We start from the raw sequence: 16,333 nt of genomic DNA on the forward strand, positions 1-16,333 counted from the left end.
TAACGATAGAGAAAAAAAACGCCGATAATCTCAACGATTATCGGCGCTATACGGCATGTTAGTGAGTTAATTGCTGTTTAAATACGACGGCATAATTCAGCATAGCGACCATTTTGTGTTAGCAGTTGTTGATGCTGACCACGTTCAATGATCTCACCTTCATCCATTAAGCAAATTTGATCCATACTATCGAGACCAACCAGACGATGAGTAATAAAGAGCACCGTTTTATGTTTAGCAAACGCTAGTAATAAATCCAGTATTTGCTGCTCAGTTCGACGATCAAGCCCTTCAGTTGGTTCATCTAATAATAGAATCGGTGCGTCATGAAGTAGAGCACGAGCGATACCTATACGGCGACGCTCACCACCAGAAATATGACGACCACCATCACCAAGCCAAGTATCTAAGCCTTTATCATCAAGTAAGCTTTTAAGACCAACTTTATCCAGTGCTGCGACTAATTGTTCATCGCTAGCATCAGCTTTAGCTAGAATTAAATTCTCACGTAATGAGCCATTAAAGACATCCACTCGCTGGCTGACGACAGTAATTGCATTCCGTAATGCAGGCTCGCTCCAACGAGTAAGATCGACACCATCAATAAGGATGTGGCCTTGTTGAGGATCCCAGCTACGAGTCAATAATTGTAATAACGTTGACTTACCACAGCCAGTACGGCCAAGTAGCGCTACCTTTTCACCGCGCTTAATCTCAAGTGATAAGTGCTTAACAACGGGTTGATCGCTACCATAATAGGTGTAGCTAATATTATTAAGGCTAATATCGCCGTTAACAACGGCAGTATGACCATTAGGATCGAACACTGTGTCAGGGGTAGCGTCAATGATTTCATTAAGACGTTTTGCTGATGATAATGTTTGCCCTAAGTATTGGAAAGCGCCTGCAACTGGCATCATCATTTCAAAACTGGCCATAGTCGTAAATGCGACCATTGCCACGAACGGATCGGGTGCGTTACCGGCAATACCGTTGGCTGCAATCCACATAATTAGTACTAATGTCCAGCCAGTTGCTGCCATTAAGAGGCCATTAGCAATACCGGTTAAACTCGCCATTTTCCGCTGCGCATCAAGCAGTTTATCTTGTTCTGCTTCAGCTTGTTGTCGGTAACGTTGTTCGGCATTAAACAGTAATAATTCAGCGTGTCCCTGAATCCAGTCTAATAGCGTAATACGGTAGTTGGCTTTTGCGTGAGTAAGAGTTTCACCATTGCGCTTACCTAAACGGTAAAAAACAATCGGTAAAATAATCATTAATGCCAGTAAAATACCACCTAAGGTAAAACCAATTGTGGGATCAAACCAAGCCAGAAAACCAGTAACAATGATAATGCCTAATACGCCGATCACTAATGGGCTGACTAAGCGTAAATAAACATGATCCATCGCATCAACGTCAGCGACTAAACGATTGAGTAAATCGGCATCACGTAAATTCGCATGGCGACCAGGAATTAATGGTGTTAGCTTACGGAAAAAGAATAACCGTAAATCAGCCAATAGCTTAAAGGTAGCATTGTGGCTGACCACCCGCTCACCCCAACGTCCAGCGGTACGTGACATTGAAAAGCCACGTACACCAGCGCCTGGTAACATGTAATTAAAAGTTTGACGAGTAATAACACTGAGGCCAGCAACCGCAGAAGCGGCAATAAACCAACCGGATAAGGTCAGTAGGCTAATAGCTGACAATAGGGTTAATAAACCTAAAATCATGCCTAAGGTTAAACCGAACCAGTGTTTACGGTAGAGTTTAAGGTAAGGGATTAAATCACGCATCGAGATCCCTCTTATCAGTATGAGTGAGCATATCAGCGAGTAAGCCTTGATGACGAAGAGTATCAAAGCTACCGTTCTGAACTAATTTACCGTTATCCATCACCAAAATACGCTGCATAGCATGCAGTTGATCAAGACGGTGGCTGACCATTAAGGTTGTGCGGTTAGTAACAGCTAACGCTAAACTTTCTAATACTAAGCGTTCGCTATTAGCATCAAGGCTAGCGGTTGGCTCATCGAGTAGCCAAAATGCACCGTTTTGTAACATTGCACGTGCAACAGCAATACGTTGTGCCTGACCAACAGATAAACCGCCAGAACGATCACCAACATGATGTTCGTAGCCTTTTTCAAGACGCTGAATAAATTCATTGGCATAAGCTTGGCGAGCAACTTGATCAATATCATCATTACTTGCACTAGGATTGCCTAAAGTAATATTGTCGCGCACTGTACCATGAACTAGTAATGGGTTTTGGCCGACCCAACTGATGGCTTGACGCCATTGTTGATGTTTAAGTTGGTTCAGCTCAACATCGTTGATTTTAATACTGCCACGGTAGGGTAAAAAGCCGAGCAGGGCATTAAGTAAACTGGTCTTACCCGCGCCACTTGGGCCAACGAGTGCCACATGTTCATTGGTATCAATGCTAAAGCTTAACGGTCCAGCTAGCACTTGACCTTCAGGGCTAAGCACTTCGAGATCAGTCACACTGATATGAATGGCATTAGGTGTTGGTAACGGTGTATCACCATTGCTCATTTCGTCAGCTTCAATGTTTAAGAATTCAACAATAGATTCCGCTGCACCAATGGCTTGTGCTTTAGCATGGTAGAAAGTACCAAGATCACGTAATGGTTGATAAAACTCAGGTGCAAGCACTAACACGAATAAACCGGTAAATAACGAAACAGGTACACCGTAGTTACCAAAGTTGAGTTCGCCAATGAATGCGAAACCAAAATAGACCGCAACAATCGCAACAGAAATAGCAGAGAAAAACTCTAACACTGCCGACGATAGGAAGGCTAACCGGAGTACTTCCATGGTGCGTTTACGTAATACATGTGAAGCGGCATCAAGATTTTCAGCCTCAGCATCAACACGATTGAATAATCGTAGGGTTGATAACCCTTGTAAACGGTCATAAAAGTGGCCTGATAACCGTTGTAATGCTTTAAAGTTACGACGGTTAGCATCTGCTGCACCTATACCTACTAAGGCCATAAAGAATGGCACTAAAGGTGCTGTAATAAGGAAGATTAACCCCGCAGCCCAGTTAAGTGGGAAGACCACCACAAGTATCACTACAGGAATCAACACCGAAAGTGACATTTGGGGAAGATAGCGCGCAAAGAAATCTTGCATTTCTTCTACTTGTTCAAGCACTAAGCTTGCCCATACTCCGGCTGGTTTACCTTTAATGTAGGCAGGGCCGAGGTTTTGTAAGCGGTTGAGGATTAATTGGCGAATATGGAGTCGAATTTGTTCACCACAACGATAACCACAAACTTCTCGTCCCCAGCTACATAACGCGCGTAAACCGATAATAACAATAAGGCCAACAAACTGATTCACAAGCTGATACTTATCCGTATGCTCGATGATCAATTGATGCAGAATATTGGCTAATAAAGCCGCTTGCCCGATAAGCAATAATCCCGAAGTAAACCCTAACCCAATACTGAACATCATCCAGCGTTTGGCAAGCTTACTTTGGGATTTTAACCATTTGGTCAAATCGCGTTGTAATTGTTTATCCATATAAATAAGGTTTCATTACGGTATTTATGGTGGGTCGCTCTTACAGCAATATGGTTGAGATTCACATTGCTATAAGGAAAAAAAAGCCACTATATAAATAGTCGCTTTTATAGTATTTATTGTTGGTCAGCTAATGCATCTAAATAACGTTCTGCATCAAGGGCTGCCATGCAACCAGTGCCAGCAGAAGTGATTGCTTGACGATAGGTATGATCCATCACATCACCAGCAGCAAAAATACCCTCAACACTGGTTTGAGTTGCATTACCGTGAAGACCTGATTGCACTTTAATATAACCATTTTCCATCTCAAGTTGACCGTCAAAGATGGCTGTATTTGGCTGGTGGCCAATAGCAATAAAGACGCCCATTACTTCAAGCTCTTCAGTTGCTTCTGATTGAGTATCTTTAAGGCGCAAACCTGTTACACCCATGTCGTCACCTAATACTTCTTCAAGGGTACGATCTGTGTGTAAAATGATATTACCATTCGCAACTTTATCCATCAGACGATTAATTAAAATCTTCTCTGAGCGGAAACTATCACGACGGTGAACAAGGTGGACTTCTGCGGCGATATTTGACAGATATAATGCTTCTTCAACAGCAGTGTTACCACCACCTATTACGGCAACTTTTTGGTTACGATAGAAGAAACCATCGCAGGTTGCACAGGCAGAAACCCCACGACCTTTAAAGGCTTCTTCAGAATCTAGGCCGATGTATTTAGCTGATGCGCCAGTTGAGATAATCAATGCATCACAAGTGTATTCACCGGTTTCACCTTTAAGGCGGAATGGGCGTTGGCTAAAATCAGTTTCGCTAATAAAATCAGTAATGATTTCAGTATCAAATTTTTCCGCATGTGCTTTCATGCGATCCATTAATGCAGGGCCCGTTAGCTCGTCTGCATCACCCGGCCAATTTTCTATTTCTGTGGTAGTGGTAAGTTGACCACCTTGCTGCATACCAGTGATCATTACTGGCGATAGGTTTGCACGTGCTGCATAAACAGCCGCTGTGTAACCTGCAGGTCCAGAACCAAGGATGAGTAGTTCACAATGTTTTACGTTACTCATTTTTTCTCCAGGCTGAATATTATTATTATGGAAGACTGATTGTAGGTAAATTGCAGTCGTAAAGGAAGAGGATGTAAGACAATCAATAATTTGTTAACACTGTTGAAGCGAACCAACAAATGCTTGTTCAGGCTTGAATCGTCTTAAATTAAAGATGTTATATAGATCACAAAAATACCGTAGCAAAAGGCTTTTTTGAAGTGTTAAAAGTGAAATGTCAGATCGTGATAATTTGATCTAGCACAAGCTTCCGTAAGAAAAATTGTCAACAAAAGCCATTTTAATTTTGCGAATAATAACGTTATAGCAATTGATTTAACTATTTGATACACGCATAAAAATGCCAACAAGTTAACTTATGTTAATATATTGGTGTTGATGTGATAATTTACTTTGATAATCTGCTTGATTTTGGTACAAATAGTTAAATGTTTGTTTTTGATTGGCTGGTTTCAGGATAATCCTCGTATGTCGTAGGGTAATCGCCATCATAAGACGAAAAACAATTATGGTGAGTAAATAGCATGATCGTCTGATCTTTATCACTGATTGTTTGACTATTAGAGTATTTGATTCTAAAAATAGATAAGATGTAGTATATTTTTTTGCAAGGAAGTGAGAAGGTGGAATAAAAAATGGTAGATACCAAAAAGAAACCATCCAAGGAATTGGATCGCATCGACCGTAATATTTTGAATGAACTTCAAAAAGACGGTCGAATTTCAAACGTAGAGCTTTCAAAGCGTGTAGGTCTATCGCCAACACCGTGTCTAGAGCGTGTACGTCGTTTAGAGCGCCAAGGTTATATCAGTGGTTATACAGCATTATTAAATCCACAGTTTCTTGATGCCTCATTATTGGTTTTTGTTGAGATCACGTTAAACCGTGGTGCGCCAGATGTTTTTGAACAGTTTAATAAATCAGTACAAGAGCTAGAGGATATTCAAGAATGTCATTTAGTATCTGGTGATTTTGACTACTTGTTGAAAACACGGGTATCAGACATGTCAGCTTACCGTAAATTGCTTGGCGAAACGCTATTACGTCTTCCGGGTGTTAATGACACTCGTACTTATGTTGTTATGGAAGAAGTTAAGCAAAGCAATAACTTGGTTATCAAAACTCGATAAATTGTCGCGGTTTAATTGCTGTAAGATTGTAAATATATACATGCACCCTGAATGACGTCATTGTTATTCAGGGTGTATTTGTTTATGCAGAGTAAAATAGTAATTGCTGCTTAATCACTCAAACGAAGCTATGAATTGACATAATGATGAATTTATTTGTCCACTGAGCGTCTAAAATAACCAAGGGCTAGTCGGTTGAGATAGTTAGCTTTTATTAGTTAGAAGATATTGCTTACCATAAAAAAAATTTTTATTTTAAAGGGCGACGAACACAGACAATGTGGTCTTTTAGTATAGAATGATGGCATTAAGACATTTACTTTATATTTGTGAGTTTGCCAACGGTATCGCTCGGTATTGAATACTGTATTGTTATTAACCGTAATACAGCATTGGTAGCTGAAAATATCAGCACTTTGGTAAAATATTCGAATTTGATAGAAACACCGGAGTTATTCTTGAGGAAGTTTAAAGGTAAAAAACTGCCCAAAATGCGTTTATCAGGTTGGCAACGCATTGTTGAAGGTTTTTTGATCATCAGTATTTTAGTTGCCATTTATATGATGGTTGCGCTAGTCACATTTAATCCTGCAGATCCTTCTTGGTCACAAACTGCTTGGGAAGGTGTGGTTCAAAATAAAGCCGGTTCATTTGGCGCATTAGTAGCAGATACTCTGTTCTTTATTTTTGGGTCTCTGGCCTACATCATCCCTATTGTTTTAGTGTTACTTGGTTGGTTTATTTATCATCATCGTAGCAAAATACTGTCACTTGATTTTATGGTTTACGGTACGCGCTGGCTAGGATTAATGCTATTAGTGCTAAGTAGCTGTGGATTGGCTGATCTTAACTTTGATGATATTTGGTATTTTTCATCGGGTGGTGTCATTGGTGATGTCGTTGCCAATATCTCGTTACCATTATTAAATGTATTAGGGGCAACCTTAGTGCTCATGTTTGCATGGGCAATTGGATTTACCTTATTTACGGGTATTTCATGGGTAACGATTGTCGATCAATTAGGTGCAAAGACACTCTCAAGTTTAACCTGGATATTAAATAAATTACGTTCAGATAAACATGAAGTCATGCGTCCATTTGCGGCTGATATTGCTGCTGAATCTGATATGCCTTATGTTCAGCATCTTAATAATGACGATCAAGATGATTTACTCTTATCATCTTATACCGCCTCGTCAGCTGTAGAATCTGCACATGGAAACGCGTTTGAGCGTAAAGATCCTGTTTATACGCCATCAAATACCACCCCAATTATTCGTTCATCTTCAGCTGCAACTGCAACGGTTAGCGATCCGCTAATGACTCCAGCAGTAGAACAAACGGTAGTGCAAGCTGAGCCGCAGCCATATGTTGCGCCGGTAGAACACGCCGCAGCGCAAGTTGAGCCGCAGCCATATGTTGCACCGGTAGAACACGCCGCAGCGCAAGTTGAGCCGCAGCCATATGTTGCACCGGTAGAACACGCCGCAGCGCAAGTTGAGCCACAGCCATATGTTGCGCCGGTAGAACAAGCAGTAGTGCAAGTTGAGCCGCAGCCATATGTTGCACCGGTAGAACAAGCAGTAGCGCAAGTTGAGCCGCAGCCATATGTTGCACCGGTAGAACACGCCGCAGCGCAAGTTGAACCACAGCCATATGTTGCAGCGGTAGAACACGTTGCACCACAGGTTGAACAAGCAGCGCCTTTACAAGGATTGTCAGTATCAGCACTTGAGCGCGAGCTTGAAAAAGATGAAGACTTTACTGTTGCTGTTGATGAGCAAACTCAAACTGTGATTAATGCCGTTGTTAATGAACAACCAGCGACATCACAAGTTTATACTGCTCCGGTTGCTGAATCTTTTGTACCGACAACGAATGTAGATACTTCAGAAGAGGGTTTAACCGATGAAGAAATCTTCCTTAAACGCATTCGTGATAAACAAAAACAGCAAGCGCATCTTGCAGGGTTAGATAATCCATTTTTAATGCAAAAAGAACCTGATCTACCAGTGCCTACATCACCAATGCCAACATTAGATTTATTACAACCTGCACGTAAAACGGTTGAAAAGGCATCTGATGAAGAGCTACAAGCGACAGCTGCCTTGATAGAATCAAAACTTGCAGATTATAAAATCAAAGTGCAAGTTAAAGGTATTTACCCAGGTCCTGTGATCACCCGTTATGAACTTGATCTTGCGCCTGGAGTAAAAGTTAGTCGTATTTCAGGGCTATCAAAAGATTTAGCGCGTGCTTTATCAACCACATCAGTACGTGTGGTTGAAGTGATTCCGGGCAAACCTTACATTGGTTTGGAACTGCCGAATAAGAGCCGTGAAACGGTTTATATGTCGGAAGTTGTTGCCAGTGAGCAATTCCAGCATGTTGGTGGCGCACTGCCTATCGTTTTAGGTAACGATATTGCGGGCGATGCCGTTGTGGCTGATTTAAGTAAAATGCCACACTTATTGGTTGCAGGTACTACAGGTTCAGGTAAATCAGTGGGTGTAAACGTGATGATTTTGAGCTTACTTTACAAATGTAAGCCTGAAGATTGTCGCTTTATTATGATTGACCCGAAAATGTTGGAGCTGTCAATCTATGAAGGTATTCCGCATCTATTAACAGAAGTGGTTACTGACATGAAAGATGCTGGTAATGCCCTGCGTTGGTGTGTTGGTGAAATGGAACGCCGTTACAAAGTATTAGCCGCTTGTGGTGTACGTAACCTTGCAGGTTATAACGCTAAACTAAAAGAGGCTGCTGAGGCGGGGCATCCTATTCACGATCCATTATGGAAGCCTGGTGATACCATGGATGAATACCCACCATTATTGGAAAAAATGCCAAGTATTGTGGTAATTGTCGATGAGTTTGCTGACTTAATGATGGTTGTGGGTAAGAAGGTGGAAGAACTGATTGCACGCTTGGCTCAAAAAGCGCGTGCTGCAGGTATTCACCTAGTATTAGCGACTCAACGTCCATCGGTTGATGTTATTACCGGTTTGATCAAAGCGAACATTCCAACTCGAATGGCATTTACCGTATCAACCAAAACCGATTCTCGTACAATCTTGGATCAAGGTGGTGCTGAAACGTTATTAGGTATGGGTGATATGTTGTACTTACCGTCAGGTCAAAGTCATACCATTCGTGTTCATGGTGCATTTGCATCTGATGATGATGTACATAATGTGGTTAACGATTGGAAAGCACGTGGCAAACCCCAATATATCGATAGCATTCTAAATTCAGATCAAGGTGCAGATAGCTTGCTACCGGGTGAAGCACCAGCTGGTGATGATGATTTGGATCAGTTATTTGATGAAGTGGCGGCGTTTGTTGCAGAAACGCGTCGAGCATCTATTTCAGGCGTACAACGTCGATTTAAGATTGGTTATAACCGTGCAGCGCGAATTGTTGATCAATTGCAAGCGCATGGCATTGTGAGTGCACCGGGGCATAACGCTAACCGTGAAGTGTTAGCGCCGCCACCAGTACAACAACACGATTAATCATGATCGATAAATAGCGACTCACTTGCTATGAAGCGCTAAAGTGAAAACAAAACTGCTGTGATAGTGATTATCACAGCAGTTTAATATCAAAGAGGTTAGCGAATATGATGAAGAAACTCGTAATGAGTATGCTAGTTGCTGCGCCAATGTTGGTTGCTTCAAGTGCATGGGCCGCAACACCGCAACAAGCGTTAAGCAGCCGTCTTGATAAAGTGAATGCATTTAGCGCTAACTTTACTCAAAAAGTGACCAGTCCTGATGGTGAAGTTTTAGTCAATGGTACGGGTGATTTATCGATTAAGCGTCCAAATTTATTTCGTTGGGCAACTGAAACACCGGATAAAAGCTTATTAGTTTCTGATGGTAAAACTGTATGGTATTACAGCCCGTTTGTTGAGCAAGTAACGGCAATGTGGCTTAAAGATGCCACTGAACAAACGCCATTTGTATTATTAACTCGTAATAGTGCCAGCGATTGGTCAAAGTATAATGTCGCGCAATTAGCCGACACATTTACACTTACACCAAAAGATAAAACCTCATCGATGGATAAGTTTGTGGTTACGGTATCAAATACTGGTCAAGTACGTAATTTCTCGGTAATTGAAACAGATGGCCAGCGCAGTAAATACGTCTTAAGTGATTTTAAACGTACTACGCCAGCGGCAAGTTTATTTACCTTTACACCGCCTAAAGGTGTAGAGCTAGATGACCAACGTAACTAATTGTTATTGAATTTAATTATTATGAGAAGGTGGCAAATAAGCCACCTTTTTCTGTCTTAGGGGAGTCATTATATTGAGTAATTTCAGCCTAGATTTTTCCTCGGATTTTAGACCTTTGGCAGCAAGAATGCGACCTCGCACCGTCGAGGAATACATAGGTCAACAACATATTCTTGGTGAAGGTAAGCCACTCCGTCGTGCTTTAAAAGCCGGTCAATTACATTCGATGATTTTGTGGGGGCCACCAGGTACAGGTAAAACGACCTTAGCCGAAGTTGCCGCACATTATGCTAATGCTGAAGTTGAACGGGTGTCAGCAGTAACCTCTGGTATTAAAGATATTCGCGCAGCCATAGATAAAGCTCGTGATAATAAAATGGCCGGCCGACGGACTATTTTATTTGTTGATGAGGTGCATCGATTTAATAAAAGTCAGCAAGATGCATTTCTGCCGCATATTGAAGACGGAACCGTAACCTTTATTGGAGCTACCACTGAGAACCCATCATTTGAGCTTAATAACGCACTATTATCGCGTGCACGCGTATATAAATTAAAGTCCCTTGAAGATAATGAAATTCTTGAAGTGATCGAACAAGCGTTAACAGATAAAGAACGCGGTATCAGCGAAACTGATTTTGAGTTTGTCGGTGAAGTTAAACAGCAGTTAGCTGAGTTTGTACGTGGTGATGCACGAATGTCACTCAATTATCTTGAACAGTTAATTGATATGGCAGAAGAAGATCAGCAAGGTATTAAACAAATCACGGTGGAGTTATTAGCTGAAGTCACGGGTGAAAAAGTGGCGCGGTTTGATAATAAAGGTGATCTTTGGTACGACATGATCTCTGCGGTGCATAAATCGATTCGTGGTTCTAATGCCGATGGTGCATTGTATTGGTTTGCAAGAATGCTGCAAGCTGGGTGTGATCCGCTGTATGTTGCACGTCGACTATTAGCAATAGCCTCAGAAGATATTGGTAATGCTGATCCTCGCGCAATGCAAGTCGCTGTGTCGGCATGGGATTGCTATACCCGCGTTGGCGCTTATGAAGGTGAACGTGCTATTGCGCAAGCGATTGTGTATTTAGCTTGTGCAGCTAAAAGTAACGCCGTGTATGTTGCCTTTAATCTTGCCAAAGCAGATGCGCGTGAATTTCCTGATTTTGAAGTGCCGCCACATTTGCGTAATGCGCCAACCAAACTGATGAAAGAATTGGGTTATGGTGAAGGTTACCGTTACGCTCATGATGAGCCGGGGGCGTATGCGCCTGGTGAAGTGTATTTACCGCGTGAAATTCGCGATCGAGTTTATTATCAGCCTTCAAAACGGGGCTTAGAGATAAAAATATCGGAAAAGTTGGATTATCTGGCTGCTTTAGATGCAAAAAGCCCGCTAAAGCGCTACCAATAATAAGGCTTTTTGGGTATCGTTAAGTGATTGGCAACAATTTGTTATGGTTGCCTCCCAACTACAACTATTTTAATAAGAAATGCCTAAATAACGCGCATTTCAGACTATTAAGAGCACAGGATTAGCATGCTAGATTCTAAATTACTTCGAACTGAGCTGGATGAAACAGCTGCAAAACTCGCGCGTCGTGGTTTTAACCTTGATGTAGAAACTTTACGCAACTTAGAAGAGCAACGTAAATCTCTTCAAGTAAAAACAGAAGAGCTACAAGCACAGCGTAACTCGCGATCGAAGTCGATTGGTCAGGCAAAAGCGAAAGGTGATCACGCAGAAGCTGAACGTATTATGGCTGAAGTTGGCAACCTAGGTTCTGAGCTTGATGAAGCGAAAGCAGCATTAGCCGAGCTTCAAGGTCAACTTGATACTATCACTCAAATGTTACCAAACATTGCTGATGAGTCAGTACCAACGGGTAAAGATGAGTCAGAGAACGTAGAAGTTTTACGTTGGGGTCAGCCAAAAGCTTACGACTTTGAAGTAAAAGATCACGTTGATCTTGGCGAAATGGCTGGTGGCCTAGATTTCGCAAGTGCAGTTAAAATTACTGGTGCACGTTTCATCGTAATGAAAGGTCAATTTGCTCGTCTACACCGCGCAATTGCACAGTTCATGCTAGATCTTCACACAGAAGAGCACGGCTACACTGAAATGTATGTACCGTACCTAGTAAACGCTGACAGCCTATTTGGTACCGGTCAATTACCGAAGTTTGGTGAAGATCTATTCCACACTCAGCCACTAACTGAAAAAGTGAACGATGAAGAGCCACGCGTGCTTTCATTAATTCCAACTGCAGAAGTGCCTGTTACTAACATGATGCGTGATACCATCACTGATGAAGCAGATTTGCCAATCAAGATGACGGCTCACACGCCATGTTTCCGTTCAGAAGCGGGTTCTTACGGTCGTGATACACGTGGTCTTATTCGTATGCACCAGTTCGACAAAGTTGAACTCGTTCAGATCACACGCCCAGAAGATTCAATGGCTGCCCTTGAAGAGCTAACAGGTCACGCTGAGAAAGTACTACAACTTCTAGAGCTTCCTTACCGTAAAGTAGTACTTTGTACTGGCGATATGGGCTTTGGTTCTTGCAAAACTTACGACTTAGAAGTGTGGGTTCCTGCTCAAGAAACTTACCGTGAGATTTCTTCATGTTCAAACATGTGGGATTTCCAAGCGCGTCGTATGCAAGCGCGTTTCCGTCGTAAAGGTGAGAAGAAGCCTGAGCTACTGCACACTCTAAACGGTTCTGGTCTTGCGGTTGGTCGTACTATGGTTGCTATTCTTGAAAATAACCAAGAAGCTGATGGCCGTATTATGATCCCTGAAGTACTACGTAAGTACATGCGCGGCGAAACACACATCGGTTAATTCCTGATGCTGTAAAAAGTATGTTGCTTAAAAACCCAGTCATGAAGGCTGGGTTTTTTTATGGGGGAAAAGGGGAGTTTCGAGTCTTTAGGTAGCGAGAGTCGAGTTGAAAAGCGTGTGTGCTAACCTTAACCTCGTCATTCCTTACAGTGAATGCCCGTGAGGGCGATAGTGAATCTACTCACCGCGTGTTGTCGAGTTATTAGTTTCGAGTTTTAAGTAGCGAGAGTCGAGTTGAAAAGCGTGTGTGCTAACCCTAACTCTGTCATTCCCTACAGTGAGGTTACGAACGCGATAGGGAATCTATTATCCGCGTGTTGTCGAGTTATTAGTTTCGAGTTTTTAAGTAGCGAGAGTCGAGTTGAAAAGCATGTGTGCCAATCCTAACCCTGTCATTCCTTACAGTGAATGCTAAACCCAACTCCGTCATTCCCTACAGTGAATGCCCGCGAGGGCGATAGGGAATCTACTCACCACGCGTTGTCGAGTTATTAGTTTCGAGTTTTAAGTCGCGAGAGTCGAGGTTCGAAATTCGAAATGATAGATAATGAGTGGTGCTGATGATGTTATGTGCAATTTTGGTTAAAAACATCCAATATTATTTAACAATATGAAGCACTTTTGAGACAGTGTGTATTATCTCTACTATTCATTTATTTATATAATGATTGAGCTTTATATTTATTGTTGATTTGATGGAGAATTTCATGGATAAGAAATGTCAATATTGTGCGCAACCACAGAGTGAATGTACTTGCGTTGATTGTGCTGTTTGCCATAAAACAAAAGCAGACTGCACATGTGTAAAGTGTAATGAATGCGGTGAAAAGGAAGTCGACTGCGCTTGTTAATCGGGCTTTGCTTATACTACTCAAGGCCGCTTTTGAGCGGTCTTATTTTATGCCAATCCCAACTCCACCCCGTCATTCCCTACAGTGAATGCCCGCGAGGGCGATAGGGAATCTACTCACCGCGTGTTGTCGAGTTATTAGTTTCGAGTCTTTAGGTAGCGAGAGTCGAGTTGAAAAGCATGTGTGCTAACCCTAACCTCGTCATTCCCTACAGTGAATGCCAATCCCAACTCCGTCATTCCCTACAGTGAATGCCCGCGAGGGCGATAGGGAATCTACTCACCGCGCGTTGTAGAGTTAATTGTATCTATTTTAGGGCTGATGACTGTTAATCATCGCCAACTGAGTATTTTTATTGTTGTTAACATCAGTAACAAATTAAATACACCATGTTTTGACTAATTATTTTAAATAAAACTTATTAAAACAAGACCTAAGCGATACTTTTTATATGAATAGAGATCGTATAGTACGGATTAGATACATATTGTTAAATATAGACCTTTTTGTTCAATTTTCAGGAGGCTGAATTTTAGATATAATCCACGTGCTGCATATGGGCGGTCTTTTTGTATCTGGGGGGTTTGTGGTTCTAAATATTAAAGGGCAAAGAGAGCATAAAGGTTTTCAATTAAAAATTGATGCTGATGTTAATAGCGATATAGTCGTATTAACAGGTAAAAATGGCTCAGGAAAAACTAGACTACTTGAGAGTATTCAAAATCGGTCATCTGAGGTGAGGATTGATGGTGAACTTATTGATAGTCAGGAAATATCAATAGTTCCACATTCTTCATTAAATCCAAACTTAAGCAATGGTTATGATATAACTCAACGACAGGCAAGGATAACAGCGACACTAAGGTTTTATGAGCAAATAAAGCATGAATTTGACCTTCCATATGATCAAAATCGCGCAAATATGTACGCTCGAAATTCTATGGGTAGAGATAATGGTCTAGATTATTTGTCTCTTTTTAGGTTAATTTCATCAATAGCAAAAACACTTAATAAACCAGCAAGTGAATTAACAGATAATGATATTATTCTCCATTTTGAAGAGCCAATGAATAATATTCTTGGTATCCAAAATATCTCTTCAATAGTAAATCAGTACATTCAACGGAAAGAACAAAATGAAATAAATGAGTGGAAAAACACAATAAAAAAACAGGATGTTGACTATTTTACAGATGAGGAATTTATCAATGTATTTGGTAATAAACCGTGGTTAACCATAAATGAGATATTAAATGATACTTTTGAAGGTAAATTTCAATTTAATATACCGGACGAAGCATCAAAAAGTTATGCTTATCAAGCACAATTAATTCAGAGCCATACGGGAAATTCTGTTGGTGTTGATGCGTTATCGTCAGGAGAAAAGACATTACTTTGGTTAGCATTAACATTATTTAATAGCCAATATTATGATGCGAATATTATTAAGGTTCCTAGAGTATTATTAATTGATGAGCCAGATGCATTTTTACATCCTAAAATGGTAGCTAAAATGTATAAGGTTTTAGATTCTTTTCATCGAAATTTTGGTTCAAAAGTAGTTATTACAACACATTCTCCAACAACTGTAGCGCTAGCTCCAGATAATAGTGTTTATATTATCGAACAAGGGGTTTTAACTTTAGTTGAAAAAGATGTCGCAATTTCTGAATTGTTAGATGGCATAACTCAGATATCATTAAGCCCTGATAACAGAAGACAAGTTTTTGTTGAAAGTCAATATGATGCAAATGTATATCAATTAATTTATTCAAAATTAGTCCATCGCTCTACGGAGATTGATCCTAAGATATCTTTAAATTTTATTAGCTCAGGACCTAAAATGGCAGCTAAACAAATTGAGGATAAAGTAAAACAAATTCTTAGAATTGATGACCTTGATCGTATTCAAGACTTTGTTCAAGCTGTAAATGGTGTGGGAAGCTGTAGTCATGTTATAGGTCAAGTGGATGCTTTAATTGAAAACGGAAATAATAGTGTCCGTGGAATAATTGATTGGGATAAAAAAAATTTCTCAAATAATAAAATAGCAGTTCTTGGCGAAAACTATGCTTATTCTATAGAAAATATTGCATTAGATCCTATATGTATAATGCTTTTACTTCATATGCATGAACCCGATAAATTCACAGTTTTTGATATTTGTGGTAAGGACACTTCTTGGTTTTTGTGGCTAGAAGATATTGAATTACTTCAAGCTTCTTTAGATAAGTTCATTCTAAAAGTTTTAGGTAGAGATAATAATAAAGACGTTACTACCTCATATATTTCTGGGATTAATTTTCTTACAGATACTGAATATTTAAATAAACAAGGCCATTCTCTTGAAAAGATAGTTAAACAAAATTATCCACAATTAAATGCATTCGCAACGTCAAAAAAGGATGGTGAATTAAAATGGAAAATAGTACAAAAATCAATGATTACATATACTGATGGTAAGTTAATTCCAAAAGCATTTGAATCTGTTATATCGTCTGTTCAAAAATAAAATTTAAAAATAAATCATGCGGTTGAATTGCTCTAAGAGGAGTGATTTGGCTGCCTTTTCTATATTTAATTTCAATGCGCATAAATCCCCATACTGTTAA

General features: G+C 40.5%; 9 protein-coding genes. 6 read left to right on the forward strand and 3 right to left on the reverse strand.

Going from position 1 to position 16,333, the window contains the following annotated elements; translation table 11 throughout:
* Window positions 1–77: 77 nt before the first annotated feature.
* From cydC to trxB, 3 genes are all read right to left on the reverse strand, one after another.
* Window positions 78–1,802, reverse strand: coding sequence for a heme ABC transporter ATP-binding protein/permease CydC (cydC, locus tag PMAL9190_RS10705; protein ID WP_087845183.1), 1,725 nt, complete (start codon window positions 1,800–1,802; stop codon window positions 78–80).
* Window positions 1,795–3,567: a heme ABC transporter permease/ATP-binding protein CydD gene (cydD, locus tag PMAL9190_RS10710; RefSeq protein WP_087845184.1), complete on the reverse strand. Its 1,773-nt coding sequence runs from the start codon at window positions 3,565–3,567 to the stop codon at window positions 1,795–1,797. The genes cydC and cydD overlap by 8 nt, the downstream gene beginning before the upstream one ends.
* A gap of 116 nt (window positions 3,568–3,683) precedes the next feature.
* The gene (trxB, locus tag PMAL9190_RS10715) at window positions 3,684–4,646 is read right to left on the reverse strand and encodes a thioredoxin-disulfide reductase (protein ID WP_087845185.1); all 963 of its coding nucleotides are present in this window, start codon (window positions 4,644–4,646) and stop codon (window positions 3,684–3,686) included.
* 635 nt (window positions 4,647–5,281) lie between these two features.
* On the opposite strand from trxB, the gene lrp reads away from it, so the two are divergent.
* The 6 genes from lrp to PMAL9190_RS10745 all read left to right on the forward strand — a co-directional run bounded on the left by lrp (window position 5,282) and on the right by PMAL9190_RS10745 (window position 16,233).
* Window positions 5,282–5,776: a leucine-responsive transcriptional regulator Lrp gene (lrp, locus tag PMAL9190_RS10720; RefSeq protein ID WP_005368765.1), complete on the forward strand. Its 495-nt coding sequence runs from the start codon at window positions 5,282–5,284 to the stop codon at window positions 5,774–5,776.
* A gap of 491 nt (window positions 5,777–6,267) precedes the next feature.
* Complete coding sequence (locus PMAL9190_RS10725; RefSeq protein ID WP_087845186.1) at window positions 6,268–9,294, forward strand: DNA translocase FtsK 4TM domain-containing protein; 3,027 nt, start codon at window positions 6,268–6,270, stop codon at window positions 9,292–9,294.
* A gap of 110 nt (window positions 9,295–9,404) precedes the next feature.
* On the forward strand, window positions 9,405–10,022 hold the full coding sequence (gene lolA, locus PMAL9190_RS10730; RefSeq protein ID WP_200813410.1) for an outer membrane lipoprotein periplasmic chaperone LolA: 618 nt from the start codon (window positions 9,405–9,407) through the stop codon (window positions 10,020–10,022).
* A 73-nt stretch (window positions 10,023–10,095) separates the two neighbouring features.
* On the forward strand, window positions 10,096–11,436 hold the full coding sequence (locus tag PMAL9190_RS10735) for a replication-associated recombination protein A (RefSeq protein ID WP_087845188.1): 1,341 nt from the start codon (window positions 10,096–10,098) through the stop codon (window positions 11,434–11,436).
* A 126-nt stretch (window positions 11,437–11,562) separates the two neighbouring features.
* The gene (gene serS / locus PMAL9190_RS10740) at window positions 11,563–12,870 is read left to right on the forward strand and encodes a serine--tRNA ligase (protein WP_087845189.1); all 1,308 of its coding nucleotides are present in this window, start codon (window positions 11,563–11,565) and stop codon (window positions 12,868–12,870) included.
* A 1,407-nt stretch (window positions 12,871–14,277) separates the two neighbouring features.
* Complete coding sequence (locus PMAL9190_RS10745) at window positions 14,278–16,233, forward strand: ATP-binding protein (RefSeq protein ID WP_087845190.1); 1,956 nt, start codon at window positions 14,278–14,280, stop codon at window positions 16,231–16,233.
* The last annotated feature ends 100 nt before the right edge of the window (window positions 16,234–16,333 follow it).

The sequence above is a fragment of the Photobacterium malacitanum genome (assembly GCF_900185615.1).
Classification (GTDB): Bacteria; Pseudomonadota; Gammaproteobacteria; order Enterobacterales; family Vibrionaceae; genus Photobacterium; species Photobacterium malacitanum.

Excerpts from the sequence above, each read along its gene's own strand:
- serS (WP_087845189.1), top strand. The coding sequence starts at position 11,563 with ATGCTAGATTCTAAATTACTTCGAACTGAGCTGGATGAAACAGCTGCA.
- PMAL9190_RS10745 (WP_087845190.1), top strand. The coding sequence starts at position 14,278 with ATGGGCGGTCTTTTTGTATCTGGGGGGTTTGTGGTTCTAAATATTAAA.
- cydC (WP_087845183.1), bottom strand. The coding sequence starts at position 1,802 with ATGCGTGATTTAATCCCTTACCTTAAACTCTACCGTAAACACTGGTTC.
- cydD (WP_087845184.1), bottom strand. The coding sequence starts at position 3,567 with ATGGATAAACAATTACAACGCGATTTGACCAAATGGTTAAAATCCCAA.
- lolA (WP_200813410.1), top strand. The coding sequence starts at position 9,405 with ATGAAGAAACTCGTAATGAGTATGCTAGTTGCTGCGCCAATGTTGGTT.
- lrp (WP_005368765.1), top strand. The coding sequence starts at position 5,282 with ATGGTAGATACCAAAAAGAAACCATCCAAGGAATTGGATCGCATCGAC.
- trxB (WP_087845185.1), bottom strand. The coding sequence starts at position 4,646 with ATGAGTAACGTAAAACATTGTGAACTACTCATCCTTGGTTCTGGACCT.
- PMAL9190_RS10725 (WP_087845186.1), top strand. The coding sequence starts at position 6,268 with ATGCGTTTATCAGGTTGGCAACGCATTGTTGAAGGTTTTTTGATCATC.